Source organism: Glutamicibacter sp. MCAF14 (genome assembly GCF_052114325.1).
Taxonomy (GTDB): domain Bacteria; phylum Actinomycetota; class Actinomycetes; order Actinomycetales; family Micrococcaceae; genus Glutamicibacter; species Glutamicibacter arilaitensis.
The window spans coordinates 197,558-214,270 of record NZ_JBFREO010000006.1 but is presented as its reverse complement, the minus strand read 5'-3'; the positions used below and the strand labels follow the sequence as shown (position 1 = coordinate 214,270).

Annotated in this window: 17 protein-coding genes and 1 pseudogene; 11 read left to right on the top strand and 7 right to left on the bottom strand. The window is 61.3% G+C overall.

What is annotated here, in order from left to right:
* Window positions 1–250: 250 nt before the first annotated feature.
* On the top strand, window positions 251–1,057 hold the full coding sequence (locus tag AB4Y71_RS14565) for an MFS transporter (RefSeq protein ID WP_441721401.1): 807 nt from the start codon (window positions 251–253) through the stop codon (window positions 1,055–1,057).
* Window positions 1,058–1,818: 761 nt separating this feature from the next.
* On the opposite strand, the gene AB4Y71_RS14560 is transcribed toward AB4Y71_RS14565, so the two are convergent.
* The 5 genes from AB4Y71_RS14560 to AB4Y71_RS14540 all read right to left on the bottom strand — a co-directional run bounded on the left by AB4Y71_RS14560 (window position 1,819) and on the right by AB4Y71_RS14540 (window position 6,285).
* Window positions 1,819–2,052: a hypothetical protein gene (locus AB4Y71_RS14560; RefSeq protein WP_441721398.1), complete on the bottom strand. Its 234-nt coding sequence runs from the start codon at window positions 2,050–2,052 to the stop codon at window positions 1,819–1,821.
* A 25-nt stretch (window positions 2,053–2,077) separates the two neighbouring features.
* On the bottom strand, window positions 2,078–2,860 hold the full coding sequence (locus tag AB4Y71_RS14555; protein WP_441721396.1) for an HpcH/HpaI aldolase family protein: 783 nt from the start codon (window positions 2,858–2,860) through the stop codon (window positions 2,078–2,080).
* Window positions 2,853–4,181, bottom strand: a complete 1,329-nt coding sequence (locus AB4Y71_RS14550) for an MFS transporter (protein WP_441721393.1) — start codon at window positions 4,179–4,181, stop codon at window positions 2,853–2,855. Before AB4Y71_RS14550 ends, AB4Y71_RS14555 begins: the two co-directional genes overlap by 8 nt.
* On the bottom strand, window positions 4,178–5,335 hold the full coding sequence (locus AB4Y71_RS14545) for a zinc-binding dehydrogenase (RefSeq protein WP_441721390.1): 1,158 nt from the start codon (window positions 5,333–5,335) through the stop codon (window positions 4,178–4,180). The genes AB4Y71_RS14550 and AB4Y71_RS14545 overlap by 4 nt, the downstream gene beginning before the upstream one ends.
* Before the next feature lie 173 nt (window positions 5,336–5,508).
* Window positions 5,509–6,285, bottom strand: a complete 777-nt coding sequence (locus tag AB4Y71_RS14540; RefSeq protein WP_441721387.1) for an IclR family transcriptional regulator — start codon at window positions 6,283–6,285, stop codon at window positions 5,509–5,511.
* A gap of 82 nt (window positions 6,286–6,367) precedes the next feature.
* On the opposite strand from AB4Y71_RS14540, the gene AB4Y71_RS14535 reads away from it, so the two are divergent.
* The 6 genes and pseudogenes from AB4Y71_RS14535 (at window position 6,368) to AB4Y71_RS14510 (ending at window position 11,662) form a co-directional block, all read left to right on the top strand.
* The gene (locus AB4Y71_RS14535; RefSeq protein ID WP_441721384.1) at window positions 6,368–7,825 is read left to right on the top strand and encodes an aldehyde dehydrogenase family protein; all 1,458 of its coding nucleotides are present in this window, start codon (window positions 6,368–6,370) and stop codon (window positions 7,823–7,825) included.
* A gap of 852 nt (window positions 7,826–8,677) precedes the next feature.
* Window positions 8,678–8,980: pseudogene (locus AB4Y71_RS14530) on the top strand (IS110 family transposase); the annotation flags it as partial.
* Between the two features lie 75 nt (window positions 8,981–9,055).
* Window positions 9,056–9,922: a site-specific integrase gene (locus AB4Y71_RS14525; protein ID WP_441721381.1), complete on the top strand. Its 867-nt coding sequence runs from the start codon at window positions 9,056–9,058 to the stop codon at window positions 9,920–9,922.
* 45 nt (window positions 9,923–9,967) lie between these two features.
* The gene (locus tag AB4Y71_RS14520; RefSeq protein WP_441721378.1) at window positions 9,968–10,321 is read left to right on the top strand and encodes a site-specific integrase; all 354 of its coding nucleotides are present in this window, start codon (window positions 9,968–9,970) and stop codon (window positions 10,319–10,321) included.
* Window positions 10,318–11,001, top strand: a complete 684-nt coding sequence (locus AB4Y71_RS14515; protein ID WP_441721375.1) for a hypothetical protein — start codon at window positions 10,318–10,320, stop codon at window positions 10,999–11,001. Before AB4Y71_RS14520 ends, AB4Y71_RS14515 begins: the two co-directional genes overlap by 4 nt.
* 304 nt (window positions 11,002–11,305) lie before the next feature.
* Complete coding sequence (locus AB4Y71_RS14510) at window positions 11,306–11,662, top strand: DUF2695 domain-containing protein (RefSeq protein ID WP_441721372.1); 357 nt, start codon at window positions 11,306–11,308, stop codon at window positions 11,660–11,662.
* A 3-nt stretch (window positions 11,663–11,665) separates the two neighbouring features.
* Here the strand turns inward: AB4Y71_RS14510 and AB4Y71_RS14505 are convergent, their stop codons facing one another.
* Window positions 11,666–12,340, bottom strand: coding sequence for a DedA family protein (locus tag AB4Y71_RS14505; protein WP_441721369.1), 675 nt, complete (start codon window positions 12,338–12,340; stop codon window positions 11,666–11,668).
* A 347-nt stretch (window positions 12,341–12,687) separates the two neighbouring features.
* Between AB4Y71_RS14505 and AB4Y71_RS14500 the strand changes: the two genes are divergently transcribed.
* From AB4Y71_RS14500 to AB4Y71_RS14485, 4 genes are read left to right on the top strand one after another with little or no spacing between them, the layout of a single operon-like run.
* The gene (locus tag AB4Y71_RS14500) at window positions 12,688–13,605 is read left to right on the top strand and encodes an ABC transporter ATP-binding protein (RefSeq protein ID WP_441721367.1); all 918 of its coding nucleotides are present in this window, start codon (window positions 12,688–12,690) and stop codon (window positions 13,603–13,605) included.
* Entirely contained in the window at window positions 13,602–14,357 is a 756-nt protein-coding gene (locus AB4Y71_RS14495) for an ABC transporter permease (protein ID WP_013350211.1), read from the top strand. The genes AB4Y71_RS14500 and AB4Y71_RS14495 overlap by 4 nt, the downstream gene beginning before the upstream one ends.
* On the top strand, window positions 14,294–15,508 hold the full coding sequence (locus tag AB4Y71_RS14490; protein WP_441721364.1) for a sensor histidine kinase: 1,215 nt from the start codon (window positions 14,294–14,296) through the stop codon (window positions 15,506–15,508). Before AB4Y71_RS14495 ends, AB4Y71_RS14490 begins: the two co-directional genes overlap by 64 nt.
* Entirely contained in the window at window positions 15,505–16,110 is a 606-nt protein-coding gene (locus AB4Y71_RS14485; protein WP_441721362.1) for a response regulator, read from the top strand. Before AB4Y71_RS14490 ends, AB4Y71_RS14485 begins: the two co-directional genes overlap by 4 nt.
* On the opposite strand, the gene AB4Y71_RS14480 is transcribed toward AB4Y71_RS14485, so the two are convergent.
* Window positions 16,107–16,607, bottom strand: coding sequence for a DUF456 domain-containing protein (locus AB4Y71_RS14480; RefSeq protein ID WP_441721360.1), 501 nt, complete (start codon window positions 16,605–16,607; stop codon window positions 16,107–16,109). The genes AB4Y71_RS14485 and AB4Y71_RS14480 overlap by 4 nt on opposite strands.
* Window positions 16,608–16,713: the final 106 nt, after the last annotated feature.

The window sequence follows — 16,713 nt, the reverse complement described above, 5'->3', positions numbered from 1 at the left end:
ACTGCGGATCGTCCGTGGATGGAGACCAGTCCCATGACGTCATCGAGTCGTTCGTGGGGTTGTGCCAGGACGATGGGCATCCCTTCCCTTCAGCCGTAGGAGGCCAGATGGATGCGGGCTTGGCGGGAGCCAAGGATATGCTTGACGTGTTCAGCGGTGTGGGATCTTAGGCTGTGGATGGACATGGCGGGCCTCCGCTCTTGCGGCTCTTGCGGTATTTCCAGTTAGAGCCCTGCCGCGATGCGTTGTCGTGGATGGTGCAGGTGCCAGGTTTGCCACGGGTACTATCGCGGAGTGTTCTTTCGACGGTACGCGCAATTCCCTCATATGGATACCCGACAGCATTATTGCGATGTTTGTGCTTCCTTCGCGCCCGAAGGACGCGAAGTGGCTTCCGGCAGCCGAGCGTGATTGGCTCGAAAACAAGCTAGCTGAGGAAACCATAGTGGAACAGTCCGAACGTCTACCCCTGATGAAAATCTTGTTGAGCCCTAAGATCCTTATCCTGGCACTCGTATACGCGAGCACTGCTGCTATCAGCCAGGGCCTGTCCCTGTGGCAGCCACAGATGATCAAGTCTTTCGGCCTGACCGATGTACAAGTTGGCTGGATTAACGCTGTTCCGTTTGCTGCGGCCGTGATCGTGATGCTGCTCTGGAGCCGATACTCGGACAAGACACGCAAGCGCGTAATGTCGACGGTCATCCCAATGTGCGTTGCAGCTGTGGGACTGATCTTCATTCCGTGGGCGGTCTCACTGCCATTGTTCATGATTGTTGTTTCTATTGTTCTCATGGGCACGTATGCCTCGAAGGGCCCGTTCTGGAGCCTGTCGACTGAGTGGATGGGTAAACGTGAAGCCGTTGCTGGTGTGGCCATGGTCAACGCTCTCGGTTCGCTGGCAGCCTTTGGAGGAAACTGGGTTATCGGTGCCATTCATGACAATACCGGCAGTTTCGGGCTGTCAATGTTGCCATTGATGATCCTTGGTTTTGTCAGCTCTGCAGTACTGATCATTGCCGCACGAGCTCAAGGTAAGAAGACTCTGAATGTGTAGCGCTAGATATCGTGTTTATGGTGCGACCCCAAAGTCCACAATTAACACCGAGGCCTATACACTGTTCGCCATCTGGGGGCTAAACCAGTCGAATCAAAAATTTGTGTCTCCGAAACTTGACCAGCTCACCTGAAGGCTCGTGCGTCGAGGGACATCTTTGGTTCCGTGGCCTGTAAATAGCTTTTGGGTTGGAGACGTAGGTCTCCGTGTTGTGGACCTTGAAGGGCGTTTTAGAAGCGTGTGGACCGTCGGCCAGATGAGCTGAATTCTTGCGCTATTGCGCTCAGTTATGGAGGCCGTGCATGGGCCACGATCACTCGTCGTAGGCGAACTCAGGTACCGCAGCTTGTGGCTTGTGTGCGGGCGGTCGTTTGGTTCCTGCTGTCCACGTGGGTGCAGGAAAAGCAGCGCAGCGGATAGGGCTTTTGCTGTGCACATGTGGGCAGGAGGCTACCCACGTAACCAGGAATAAATAATGGGTCGGCACTTACCGTGAGGTGAGTGCCGGCCCATTGCTGTGCGCTTGTTTAACTTTCGGCTGCTGGGGTCGTTTCGTTGGCTTTTTTGCGAGCCCGGCGACGGGACGGTGTGCCGATCTTGTTCAACTCGGTTTGCGTCCAGCCCTTCTTGAGTGCAGCGTTGAAAGCTTGCTTTTCCATAATTCTTAACACTCTCCGTCAAACGTTAAAAGGCCTCCTGACCAGATTTTTTGATCTGTTTCAGGAGGTCTTTTGTGTTGGAGTAGTTTAGGACTTACTCATCTAGGTTGTAGGTGCTTTGATCCGGTTGCTCATGGTGATGTGCAGGGTTCCCAGCAGGGGAGCGACGATCACTTTCAAGTCGTGGATGATCAGCACGTGTTCCCGATCGTCGAGATCTATGACGGCACGGATTCGTTCACCGCGCACCGCGAGAGCGACCACTTCGCCGAGATCGACGGGCCACAGAGCATCCCACTGCTGTAGGTGCGGGTGGTCGTCGGCTACGCGGGTCACGGCGTGATCGGCTGAGTTTGGAGGATCAGTACGCCCTGCCCAGATCGGCACCCACGCCGCGCGCGTTCCCCAGCTGCAGTGCCATGTCGGCCCGCAGCGACGAGACATCGGTCGCGGCGGTAATAAAGGTGAACCCCTGCTCGGCGCGCCGAGCGGCCTGCAGTCCGTCGGCGCAGTGTACGCCGGCGATCTTTCCGCGTTCCTTCGCAGCGGCGATCACACGGTCCAGCTCCTCGTCCAGAAGCGGCAGGATCGCGTCCTCGACCGGCACACGTGCGCCGAGCGCCAAGGAGAGGTCGTATGGCCCGACGTAGACGCCGTCGACCCCGTCGACGTCCAGGATGGCCTCAACCTCAGCCAGCCCCGACGCTGTTTCGATCATCGCGAGCACAGTGACCGACGCATCCGTCTCTGCTGGCGTCGCACTGAAGTGCGGCCCGAGTCGCATGGGACCGAAGGAACGAATTCCGCCTGAGGTTGGGTATCGGGCAGCCAATGCCGCCGTGCGAGCCTCGACGGCGGAGTCGATCAACGGGACGATCACGCCTCGCGCGCCCGCATCGAGCACCCGCCCGATCTCGGCGGCGCTGTTGGTCGAGACACGGGCGAACGGCACGGCGCCACCGGCCGCGATCGCGACCAGCGCACGTACCTGGGCGTCATAGCCGAGCAGGCCATGTTGGCCGTCGATGCACACGTAGTCGAAGCCAGCGCGGGAGATCTGCTCGGTCGCGACGATGGAGTCGAGCGTTACCCAGGCGCCCACGCGGGGCGCCTGGGTCAGCGCGGTCGAGAGCTGCTCAGACATCGAGCTCCTCGTTGTGGCGCACCTTCACGAATGCAACCGAGATGAATCCGACGACGGCGCAGAGCGCCACGAAGATCGCCACCGGGACCCAGCTGCCCATGAACGCGGCCAGCAGCGCCGTCGCGATGAGCGGAGCCGGACCACCCACGATCGCGGCGCCAAGCTGGTAGCCCACCGAGGCGCCCGTGTAGCGGATCTCAGGTGCGAAGTTCTCGGCCAGAACCGTGCCGATAAGCGAGCCGTAGGTCGGCCAGATGACCGCGAAGGAGACGATGATCGCGCTGCCCGCGAGCCACAGGTTACCGCTCGAGAGCATGGCGAGGTAGGGGAAGATGAAGATCGCCACGGCGACTGACCCGACCAGGAACACCTTCTTGCGCCCGATGCGGTCGGAGAGCCCACCATAGAAGAGCATGCTGCCGATGCCGAGGACCGAACCGACGAGTATGAACGCCAGGATTGACGCGAAGTCATAGCCGAGACCGATGGTGTAGGAGATCGAGAACGTTGCGAAGATGAAGAACGTGCTCGTCTCGACGAACTTCGCGCCAGTCGAGATCAGCACTTCACGCCAGTAGTGCTTCAGCACGGTCACGATCGGCAGCTTCTGCTTGGTGCCCTCGGCCCGCACCTTGCGGAACGAGGGCGTCTCGTCGATACGCGCGCGGATCCACAGGCCGGTGACGAGTAGCACGCCCGAAAGGAGGAACGGAATGCGCCAGCCGAAGCTTTCGAACGCCTCCTCGGGGAAGACGGCGCGCGCCGCGATCGTGACGATGTTGCCGAGCGCAAGGCCAGCCAGTGCGCCGATCTGCGGAACGGCGCCGTAGAAGCCACGGCGGTTCTTGGGCGCGTACTCGACCGCGAGCAGCAGGCCGCCGCCCCACTCGCCACCGAGCGCTAGGCCCTGCACCAGGCGCAGCAGCGTCAGCAGGATCGGCGCCATCACGCCGATCGCCGCGTACGAGGGCAGCACACCCATAAGCACCGTGGCGACGCCCATCAGGGTCAGGGTGATGACGAGCGTCTTCTTGCGCCCGATGCGGTCGCCGATGTGGCTGAAGATGACGCCGCCGATGGGGCGCACGGCGAAGGCCAGGGCGAACGAGCCGAAGGCCAGTAGCGAGCTGACTACGGGGTCTGCGCTAGGGAAGAATTGGGTGTTGAAGATGACGGTCGCCATCGTTCCGTATAGGAAGTAGTCGTACCACTCGATGGTGGATCCGACGGCACTGCCCCAGAGCGCGCGGCGGCGATCTTTGGCCGTGACGACGATTTCGGGCCTGTCGTTCGGCAGCTTCTCATCTTTAGTGGCGGTCATACTGTTTCCTTTGAAAGCGACGCGGATGCGTAGTTGGGGATGGCGACGAGAGGTTGCGACCCGGGAACGAGGATGGGACGCCCGACGGCACCCGTGCGCAGGTGCTCGATCGCCTCATTGGCGTCTTCGAGCGCGAAGGTCTGGTCGAGCAGGCGGTCGAGCGGAAGACGCCCTGCCTTGTACAGGCGCAGGATCTCTGGGAGCTGCACGGGCGTGTTCGACGATCCGTAGAGCGCGCCGACGATCCGGCGGTCACCCTGCACGAGCATGTTGATCGGGATCGAGAGCTCCTCGCCGGCCGCGCCAAGCCCGACTACGACTTCGGTGCCGCCGGGTCGCAGCGAGTCGAACCCGGCGCGGATCGTGGAGGGGCGGCCGATGGCCTCGAATACGTAGTGGGCGCCGTCTCCGGTGATCTCAAGCACACGCTCGGTAAAGTCCTCCGCGCTTGAGTCGATGGTGTGGGTCGCGCCGAGCTCGCGAGCCTTCTCGAGGCGCGCAGGCACAACATCCGACACGATGATCTTTGCAGCGCCCACCAGCTCGGCGGCGATCACGGCCGAGAGCCCGACGCCGCCAGCGCCGATGATGGCGACGGTCTTGCCTGTCAGGTCGGGCATACGGTTGAGAACGGTGCCCATGCCCGTGATGACGGCGCAGCCGACGATCGCTGCGATCTCCGAGGGGACATCGGCGTCGATTGCTATAAGCGACTCCTGGGAGACGACTGCGTGCTCGGCAAAGACCGAGTCACCCATGAGGTGGTGATAGCGCACGCCGTCCTTGCTGAGGCGAGTGCCACCGCGAAGCAGGCCGTTGGTCTGGCCGTGTACCTTGCCGAGAGTGCACTGCGCGGGCTTGCCCGAGAGGCAGAACTCGCATTCCCCGCAGCGCGGGCGCCACATGAGCACGACCTTGTCGCCCGGGGCGAAGGTGGTCACTCCGTCGCCGACCTGTTCGACGATGCCGGCGCCCTCGTGGCCGAGCACGATCGGGGTGCGAGCGGCGAGGGCGCCAGAGATGTAGTGCACATCGCTGTGGCAGACGCCGGCGGCCTCGATGCGTACGCGAACCTCACCTGGTCCGGGCAAATCGAGCTCCAACTCTTCGAGTACCAGCGGTGAGCCGGTCTCGTACATCACCATCGCCTTCATGCAGGCGCCTCCTTATTTCTTTGATCGGTGGAGCCTCATCGACTTCGATGCTTCGGTGCGAGGCGGGCTGCTTTGCCCGTGGCGCTGCGCGGCGATCGGCTCTCTGAGACGATCATCACAGTAGGCGGAGTGCATCCGTCATGTACAGCTCAAGTTCCGGTCAGCGGAACTGCTCAGAGGGAGTTGAAGGCGGGGTTCGCTCGGATACGACGGTTAAGCCCGAGGGTGGTGATGCGCACTGCGGGGGCGTACTGCAGCATGTCGGCCTGGCCCGCAGGGCCGGAGACCGATATCGCCGCGATCGGGGTGCCATCGCCGCGCAGGATCGGACAAGCGACGCATTCCACGCCGGGGTTCGACTCTTCGATCTCGTGGGCGTAGCCGTTGTTGCGCACGAGGTCCAATTGCCGTCGCAGGCTCGGCTCGTCGGGGACGGTGCCGGGGCCCAGCAGTTCGAAGGTTTCGGGGATAGCCATGTCGACGACCGCCTCGGCAGAATGCGCCAACACTGCCTTGCCACCCGCAGTCGCATAGGCGGGAACGCGCCCACCGACTCGCGAGCGGATCGCCATGTCAGCATCGTGACCGCGCAGGATCTCGACGTAGACCTGGTCGGTGCCCTTTAGCACGCTGAGCTGTACGGTCGTTCCGGTCGCCTGGCGCAGATCTGCCATCGCGGCCAACGCGAGCCGTCGCAACTCCTTCGAGCGCTGCACCAGCTCGCCCAGTTCGAACAGCCGGATGCCGACACGCACACCATTGTCGGCGCGCTCCAGGAAATCGACGGCGACCAGCTCGCTGATGATGCGAGAAGTGACCGACTTGGCGAGCCCGGACCGCCGCGCGATGTCGTTCACGCCCAGCGTCGGAAATTCCCCGCTGAAGGCGCCCAGTACTGCAGCGACACGGCCTATCATGGAGCGCGGTATGTTCCGCTCATTGGAACTCATGATTACAGTCTAGCCGGACATGTGCGTTCAATGGAGGAGTTGCGGTGAGACCGCCGCTTGCATGAACCAACAGGAGGACCAGATGACCGAGACTGACGCGCCCAACCTCACCATCGACCAGGTGGTCACCCGGGTCGCCGCCGCATCCGGCGTTTGGGCCGCGACGGCCTACGCCGAGCGTGCCCGTGTCATGCGTGCCATCGCCGATGCCCTCGACGCGGCGGGCCCCGACCTCATCGCCATTGCCCAGGATGAGACTTCGCTGCCACAGCCGCGCCTGCGGGGCGAGCTGAAGCGCACCACCTTCCAGTTGCGCATCTTCGCCGACGAGGTCGAGCGTGGTGCATTCGTCGACGCCCGCATCGATCGCCCCGACGCCACGTGGCCGATGGGTGCACCGCGACCCGACCTGCGCCGCATGTTGATTCCTATTGGCCCGGTGCTGAACTTCGCTGCCAGCAACTTCCCCTTTGCGTTCTCGGTGCCCGGAGGCGACACGGCAGCAGCGCTTGCGGCCGGCAATGCAGTGCTCGTGAAGGCCCACTCGGGTCATCCGCGCCTGTCGGATACCATGGCTGCGGTTATCGAGGAGGCCGTCGTCCAGGCGGGAGCGCCCGCCGACCTGCTACGCGTCATCCATGGTACGCAGAATGGCGTGGAGGCACTCGAGCACCCGGCGATCAAAGCGGCCTCGTTTACCGGATCGATTTCGGGTGGGCGCGCTTTGTTCGACATCGCGAACGCCCGACCCGAGCCGATCCCGTTCTATGGCGAGCTGGGCAGCGTCAACCCTGCGTTCGTCGCACCCTCCGCAGCGGCAAACCGTGCGACCGAAATTGCCGAGGACTACCTCGCGTCGATCACCGGCAGCCAGGGTCAGTTGTGCACGAAGCCGGGTGTGCTGTTTGTGCCGGCCGAGTCGGGGGTAGTGAATGCGCTGCGGTCGGCCGCCGCACCTGGCCCGGCGCCTCTGCTCAATGATCGGATCTCGCAGGGCTTCGTCGCGAGCCTGGACGCGCTGGCCGGCAATAACGCGGTCTCGGTGCTGCGCGAAGGCAAGGAGAGTCGCTCGGTGGAACCCGAGGCGACGCTGCTGCTCACGACCGTGGATGCCGTTCTGGCCGAGCCTGAGGCGCTGGTTACCGAAGTGTTCGGTCCGGTCGGTCTGATCGTCACGTACACCGACACCGTAGATCTCGAGCTCGTCGCCCGGGCGCTCGACGGCCAGCTGACAGCGACGATCGTCGCCGACGAAGTCGATACTGACCTGGAGCTGGCGCGCACGCTCGTGCCTGCGTTGGCCGATCGGGCCGGCCGCGTACTGTGGAACCAATGGCCCACTGGGGTCTCGGTCACCTACGCGCAGCAGCACGGTGGTCCGTACCCGGCGACCACCGCGTCGACCACGACCGCAGTCGGCACCGCATCCATCGCCCGCTTCTTGCGCCCGGTCGCGTTCCAGAACTTCCCGACGGCGCTGCTGCCGGAGGCTTTGCGTGATGATAACCCGCTGGTTCTGCCACAGAGCATCGATGGGTAACCCGTTTCGCACGCGGGTAGCTGACCCAGAGTTGTAGTCACTGGGGCCTTCCGTTCGAGTTCGACCAAGTTGAACTCGACGAAGGTCGCCAACTGGGTGACCGCGATGCTGGCCGGAATCAGGCGACTGATGGTACCGCTCCTCTGGTCCCAACCAACGCGACTGTAGTACTAGCTGCCGGAACACCGATGGCCGCTGGCCTTCCCAAGCCCCTCACACGGATGAGCCGGTGGCCATCACCTCGTTAACGACGGATCTAGCGGTGTAGCGGGGTCCACGGTCGTCGCCGTGCTTCGGGCCCTGGTCCAGGCTCTGTCGGGTCTGTTCCTCGGCTTCGGCGTCCTTCTTGTGGGTCCTTAGCTTGTTGGCCGTTTCTTCCGCCGAGGTGGTGGTTGTGCGGGCCGGCGTCGTCCTCACCGACCTGCGCCCCGCCGGCCAGGCCGAGACCCTGCCCGGCCTCGGCCCACCCGGTGAGGGACGCAACCTCGGGCCAACCCTGGATGCCGTGGCAGCCCGCTTTGGGGTCGGGAGTATCGGCCTGGGATACGGCGGCATCGGAACGCCCCGTCGTGGCAGATGCGCCTCGCCCTGCTCTCCCGTTACCTTGTTGATAGCTCCTCCATCAGAGGATGATAGGAGTTGTCGGCCAACCAGTCCCGGCATGGTGTCTTGCCCCTGTCTTCAATGATCCGGGGGGGTGTGTTGCCACCGGGGCTGGAAGGCAGCGAGGTGATTGCTAATCAGGGGCACGACGCCAAGCATCTTGGACGTCAGTCGTAACGTGGGTGTAAGACTTCGCTACCGGTCGCTGGCCGACTTTGAACACCGTACTAGTTCAAAGGAGCGCTAGTCATGGAAACTACTGATGTCGAGATCTTCCTCGGTTTGGACGCCGGGAAAACCGATCATTGGGCCTGTGCCCTGGCTGCGGACGGCACCAAAATCTGGAACAAGACACTGCCCAATGACGAAACCAAACTCACCAGCATTTACCACGAGCTCTCCGCACGCGGTGCCGTGCTCGTGGACCAGCCGGCCACCATCGGTGCACTGGCCATAGCAGTAGCCCAAGACCTGCGAATCAGCGTTGCCTACCTGCCCGGGCTGACGATGCGCCGCATCGCAGACATGTATCCGGGCACCGCGAAGACCGACGTGTTAACCGAACTACCCAAACTCCACTGAGAAATCTATAGATCCAGAGGCGGGCATCGGCTAGGTTCTGATCCCATGAACAACAAGGAGAATGCCCCACGGATCCTCTCCGAGCTGGCGGTGCCATTGTCCGGAGCACTGGTAGCGACCGGGGAACCCTTCGAGCCCTTCCGACTGATCGATGATTCCGGGGAAACCATCGAGCCGGCATCGGCCTACTTCGCCGAGTTGCTCGCCTGCGGCCGATCGGCCAAGACTCTGCGCTCCTACGGCATGGACCTGATGAGGTGGTTCAGGTTCCTGTCGGCGCTTCGGGTTCAGTGGGACCAAGCGACGCAGGCCGAAGGGCGTGACTTTTGCCGTTGGCTGCAGATGGTCCGCAAGCCAGTACGCCCGCATTGGCGACATCCCGAGGACGGCGTCATCACGATGCCCGGCCCATCTTCGCCGGCGGAGCCGACGCTTGCCGCTTCGGGAACAACACTGCAGGGCGATCGGTACGCCGCCGTCACGGTGGCGCATTGCGAAAGCGTGCTGCGCAGTTTCTACGATTTTCATCTGGAGGCCGGTACCGGTCCGATGCTCAATCCTTTTCCCCTGGCACGCTCCAGGGCCGGCACCCGGGCGCGGGTACCGCAAGGCCCGACGGAGGCGTTCGGCGGGAAGCGTCACGGCCGTTATCGATCCAAGGTCGTCATTCGGGCGCCCAAGGCGATTCCCGATGAACAATTCGACCGATTGTTTGCGGCGTTGAGCTCCCACCGAGACAGGGCGCTGGTGGCATTCTGGGTATCGACTGGGGCTCGGGCCTCGGAACTGATAGGTGCCACAGTGGCCGACGCCGATCCCGGACAGCAACTGATCACCGTGGTCCGCAAGGGCACCGGTGCATTGCAGCCATTGCCCGCGGCCCCGGACGCCTTTGTCTGGTTGCGCCTCTAACAGGCTCAGGTCCAAGACCTGGTTCCGGCTGGTCAGGACGAACCCTTGTGGTGGACTTTGCGCCGCCCCTTCAGGGCCTTGACCTATGACGCGGCCCGGGCCATGTTCAACCGGGCGAATGAATCATTGGGCGCGCATTGGTCGTTGCACGACCTGCGTCACACGGCTGCCTACCGAATGGCCCGCGATCCGCAGGTTCCATTGACAGACGTGCAATGGGTACTTGGCCACGCGTTTTTATCAACCACCCAACGCTACCTGAACCCCGTGACCGAGGATGTCATTGCCGGGGTGCTGGCCTTCCACTCCCGGCAGCTCAGGCATGGCCAGGGCCCCACCCCGGCCCCGGATTACCGGCCGGAGAGCCTGGAAGTCCTCTTTGGAAAGGACCCCTCATGAGCGGGGACGAGCTGTTGACTAGTGTTCAGTCAGAGAACCAAACGGCCCAGGGCCCAGCCACGGCGGGCAGGACGCCCCCGCGCACAGCGAATCAGCTGAAGGCGGGGTTTCCCGCCCGGGTTCAGCAGACCTCGTGGCCTTCGACCTGCCTGGACCGCACGGCGGTAATTGAGCGAGTCCTCGCTGCCCCGTTCAAGTTGAATAATACGACCAGTCAGAACTACCGAAGGAAAGGGGTGCTGGCAGTGCTGGGATGGCTCTCGACGTTCCCCGGCGAGACATGGCAGCAGCGTTGGGAGGTCAGCGGGGCCGAAGAGGCCAAGGACTGGCGGGAGCTGTTCACGGGCGATTGCGCCGATGGCCCGCACGGTTCGCAGCCACCGCATTTGAGCAGCGGGCTATTGATGTTGATTTGCGCCGACGTCATCCGTCCGAGCCTGCTCTGGCTCCTGAGCTTTCCGCCGGCTCGCCGGAACTTGGCCTTCGAGATGGCCCGCACGCGCGATGCCGTGACTTTTTCGGCCATGAACGACACCTGCACCACTGAGCAGGTGGGACTGCTCGGGCCGTTCACCGCGGTCGAATGCATCGATGGAGTGCACGGCACGGTCGATCATGGAATCGAAGGATTTCAGCAGATCCGCGCGGGTATGGATCAACCGCACTGGCAGGTCCGCTGATGTTGCCGCTTGTGGGGTCCCGGCAAGGTTGCCATCCCGCAGGCCTTCGGCCAGTGCGGCAAGCTGTTGCGAAATGGTGGTGAGCGTCTCGGCGTCCATGGCGCGGCCCTTCCCGGCGTGATCTTGGCCAACGTGGTCAGTTGAATCATCGCACATGTTGCCCCCGGTGCTGGCGGGGACGTTGTCCACACTCCGCCTCTGCGGCCGGGAGCACAGCCGTCAAACGGTCGAAGATCGAAGCAAGCGGCTAGGCGGGCAGGCACCCGCTGAGACCGAAGAACCACGAAATGACGAGGAGTCCACCATGGAAACGATGCCGCAACCGGCCGACCACGAATGCCTTGCCTGCTTCCTCTATCGCGCCCTGAGCACGCATGGATGCGACGGCACCCATCTCTTCTTGCTGGCCTATCGCGATGCGACTGCCCCGCGGGCCACCGCCTTGGAACGGAAGATGCAGCTGCTGGGCGGATACTGCGACTGCGAAGTGCTGGCCAATGCCATCCGACCGATCACGCGCGAGGCGGACAAGGCCTTGGAAGACGACGTGGATCTTGTCTGCCAAGGAGTACGCCGCGGCACAACCCAACCTTGTGAACATTGGTTGATGCGCCGCGGCGTGCAGTGGGGCGGAGGACAGTTCCGCCGGAGAAGTGCTTGAAAATCAGTCTTCGATGGTCTTGCTCTTCGGCTTGCGGGCCTTGAGCAGTTCAACACCGATAGGGATCAACGAGATGAGGACGATCAGGATGAAGATCAGGTCGATGTTCTCTTCGATCCAGGTGAATTGGCCCAGCCAGTAGCCGAGCAGGGTCACGCCAATGCCCCACAGGGCGGCACCAATCAGGTTGAACATCACGAAGGTCTTGTGGTTCATCTTGGCAACGCCGGCAATGACTGGGACGAAGGTGCGAACAACTGGAACGAAGCGTGCCAGGATCACTGCGCGGCCACCGAACTTCTCGAAGAAATCGTGGGCGCGTTCCACATTGGCCTGCGAGAAGAAGCGGGAGTCGGGCTTCTTGAAGATCGCTGGGCCGGTCTTCTTGCCGATCATGTAGCCGGTCTGGTCACCCGCGAAGGCGCAGACGAAGATCGCCAGGCAGAACAGCCACAGCGGAATGTGGATGGTGCCGGTGGCGATGAGCATGCCCACGGTGAACAGCATTGAATCGCCGGGCAGGAAGAATCCAACCAGCAGACCGGTCTCGGCGAAGACGATGCCGCAGACCAGCAGCAGAACCCAAGGGCCGAGCGCAGGGTCGTTCAGGAAGACCGCCGGGTTCAACCAGTCGGGCAGGAACGCCGCGCCCATGGTCGGGGTCGCATAATCGGTCACAAGGGAAAGAAACAAAGAATGATCTAGCACAGCAAAAATCCTACGGGAATACGCTGTGAGTTTCCCAGATTGCTATCCGTAGAGTCTGGTAGGGGATAACCCGATCACAAGGACAGAAATTTCCAATTTGTTCCTTGACCCGGATGGATCATGGCTTTTCGCAGCGAAGGATCGGAGCGGGGATCTAGCATCGAGAAATCCTCAGTTGCCAAGCTCACAACTAGTTCCAGCGCAATAAACGGCATGGTTGTTTCGGTGCAACTAGTTTCCGCCCATGACAACGGTCATGGGCAATACATGACTTTCTGCTCTTCTGAGCACCGGGCAAAGACGGAAGACTATGAGTCATGGAAACGCTGATCAAAACCGACGCAGTTTCGCTGAGCGGATTGAAAAAGACATTCTCTACTCCGCGCAACAAGGTCGAAGCCGTTAAGGGCATTGACCTCCAAATTCAAACGGGGCAAATCGTGGCCTTCCTGGGTCCGAATGGTGCCGGAAAAACTACTACTGTGGACATGATCCTTGGACTGACCCAGCCCACCGCGGGATCGGTGAAGATCCTCGGGCTGGATGCACACCAGGCTGTCTCCTCGGGACGGGTCTCCGCAGTGCTGCAAACCGGTGGCCTGCTTCGAGACATGACGGTCCAAGAAACGGTCAAAGTCATTGCGGCCATGCACCAGCAATCTGACCGAGTCGACGCAGTGATAGAACGAACCGGACTGGCCAAGATCGCCAAACGTCGTGTGGGCAAATGCTCCGGTGGCGAGCAGCAACGCATCAAGTTCGCGCTGGCGCTGCTGCCTGACCCAGACGTACTGATCCTCGATGAGCCCACCGCGGGCATGGATGTGATGGCCCGCCGCGAGTTCTGGTCCACCATGCGAAGTGAAGCGACTAGCGGCCGGACAGTCATTTTTGCAACTCATTATCTGGAAGAAGCACAGAACTTCGCTGAACGTACTGTGCTGATGAGCCAAGGCAAGATCGTCGCGGACGGGGCAACCGAAGAACTGCGCAAGCTGATTTCTGGACGTACAGTCAGCGCCTCCTTCCCCTCGGAAGAAATTGCCGAGCAGGTGGCAAGGGCTCACCCATCAGCAACGATCGCCGAGCGCATGGGGCCGCGGTTCTCCTTCCAATGTCTTGATTCCGACAGTCTTGCCTCCTTCATCCTGCAGGAACATCAAGGCTATGACCTTGAAATTTCTGCACCTAGCCTCGAAGACGCATTTATACAGCTGACCAAGGACGCATCATGATGAGCACCTATATTCGCGTGGAATTCGCCCGGCACTTCCGCGATGGATACAACCTGATTTTTGCCTTACTGCTGCCGGCTGCCATGTATATCCTGTTTGGCAATATCCCCAGCTACACAGAATTTTCTCTGGGCTCCGGAAACGTCAAGTTCTATCTGATGATTTCCATGGCAGCCTATGGTGCTGCGGTCAGTACGGTGGCTATCGCAGGCACCGTGGCAACCGAAACCATGCAGGGATGGGGTCGCCAGATAGCACTGACCAAGATGCCACCAGCGATGTTCGTGGGAAGCAAAATGATTGTCGCTGCCACCGTCGCCGGAATTTCGGCGGCCATCGTCTTCGCCTTGGGTGCGGCTACCGGCGCCGAAGTGGTTGAGGACTGGATCTGGGCTGCAAGCTACTTGATCATCCTGCTCGGAGCAATGATCTTCGCCTGCTACGGCATCGGCGTGGGAATGCTGTTCAAATCCGAATCAGCGTTGGGCTTGGCCTCAGGGCTGATGGTGTTCTTCGCTTTCTTCGGCAATGTCTTCATGCCATTGGAAGGTGCAATGCTGGACGCTGCTCGCTTCACACCGATGTTCGGTTATGTAGCCTTAGCCCGTTACCCGCTGTTGAAAGATATGCCTCAAGGAGTTGAGATGGCGCCGGATCCATTATGGATGCCAGCGACTAACCTAGTGGCATGGGCAATTATCTTCGTCGTGTTCGCGGTGATCGCCACGCGCAAGGCCAAGGCTCGCCAATGAGCCAATGCCCGCCCAATGGCAACGGCGCCAGCCAGGAAGCATGCGGCTTGGATGATGACCAGAAATTCTGGGATCGCCGTGGTTGGCTGGTGGCCGGTGTCTGGGTGATCTTCCTGGTCTTCCCGATCATGGATTTGCTTGTCGAGGACTATCCGTTGTCCACCCGAATTATCGGGCTGGGGCTGGTAGCCCTCTTTGCAGGCGTCTACTTGCAGTCTTATGCGAAGTTCTCCTGGACCATCGGACGCGGAGGAACAAGCACCCGCCGGGCGCACGTGAATTTTTTGATTCTCTGCGTCATTATCCTCGTAGGCATCCCGGTCACCGGGTTGACCGCCATGGGATTGTTCCCGTTCATCACTTCCTATGCGGCGTTCTTGCTGACCAGGAAGTGGTTGATTGGCACGTATGCAATTGTATTGGTACTCAGCTTTGCCTTGCCATTGGCATTTGGACGATTCCTCGATGCAATCTTCCTGATTGGCCTGAACATCGTGCTCATGGTGGTCTATGCGATTACTGTTGCCGCAATTTCCCGCTCAGCGTCGGCCGAGAAGATCCGCAGTGACTACCTGCTGGTGGCAGAACAAGAACGCGTCGCCAGGGATGTCCACGATGGCATTGGGCATTCGCTCACGGCCCTGAACCTCAAAGCGCAGCTGGCCCTGCGATTGCTTGATGAAGAAGACTATGGTCAGGTGCGCGGGGAACTGGAACAGCTTAGCGCCTTGGCGGTGAATGCCCTGGATTCGGTGCGAACTACGGTGCAGGGGTTGAGCCGCCAGGACCTTGCAGCGGAATTGGCCGAACTGCAGCAGGCCTGCACGGATAATAATCTTGAATTCACGGTGGCCGGCACCGCAGAGCAGATTCCCCTGACATTGCGTTCGCATATCGCGTGGATCCTGCGTGAAGCAGTCACCAATGTGCTGCGCCATGCACACGCCAGCACTGTGGTGATCCACATCGGTTCAACTAGAGTCAGCGTGGATGACGACGGGGACGGGCTGCAACCAAATGCTGTGGGACATGGCATTCGCGGGATGCAGGAAAGGGCCCGGCAATTCAATGCCAGCTGCAGCGTCGGGGCTTCTCGACTCGGCGGAACCAGCGTACAGGTCGTCTATGCCGATAAGGGGAAAACACAATGATCCGGGTCCTGATTGCCGATGACCAGCACCTGGTGCGCAGCGCTCTGGCTGCCCTGCTGAATCTTGAAGAAGGCATCCAGGTAGTGGCTGAATGCGCAGATGGGGATGAAGTGTTACCGGCCCTGACCGGCTACCCAGTGGATGTCGCGCTGCTGGATATCCAGATGCCGCGGCAAGATGGCCTGCGCACGGCAGCAGAACTTAAACTCAGCCATCCTGAGGTCAAAGTCCTGATTTTGACGACCTTTGATCGTCCTGGGTATTTCCGCCAGGCCTTTGAATCGGGGGCCCACGGATTTTTGGTCAAGGATTCCCCACCGGCGGAGCTGATCGCTGCCATCCGCAGGGTCCATTCCGGCGACAAAGTAGTGGACCCGCAACGAGCCATGCGCAGCGTAGGCGCCGAAGCAAACCCCTTGACTGAGCGTGAACGCGAAATACTGGGGTTGGCCGCTGCCGGAGCGCCGGTGTCGCAGATCGCCTCAGGCGTGCATCTGTCGGCGGGTACTGTACGCAATCATCTATCTAATGCGATCGGCAAAACCAATACGGCCAATCGGATAGAAGCGGCCCGCCGGGCCCGTGAGATGGGATGGATCTAGCGCGTCACGAAGTGGGTGATCAACCCGATCACCCAGATGGATGAGGCCAGCAGAACGCAGCCGAATTCAACCACGATGCCCAGTCCCATGGCCTTCAACGCAGCCCAGGAAGAGCCGAACGCGCCGGAGAAGTCGCGTCGGCGCACGCTTTCGCCAGCGAACAGTCCCACCGCGAATCCGACGAACATGCCAACGATCGGAATGAGGAACGCGCCGATAATGGCACCGAGGACTGCAAAGAGTATGGAGCCGGTGGGAACCTGATGTTCCTTGAGCTTTTTGCCGGTCAGAATTGCCGAGGCGGACCAACCCAGCAAGGCTACTGCCATGCCCAGTCCGGCTGCCCACCAGGAAGCGGCCGAGCCCAGCAGCCAGCCCCAGCCCAGCAAGGCGCCGATGGCTAATAGCGAGCCGGGCAATACCGGGAAAATGGTGCCCAACGCTGAAACGACCAGCAAGAGCCCAGCGACGATTGTGTAAATGATTTGTGCGTCCACATGCTCAGTTTCGCACATGTAGGTTCGCGCAAACCCATCTTGCAGGTTTCGCCACCGGTTCATGTTCTGCAGATTCAAACTTGTCGGATTTCGCCGGTGCGGTGAT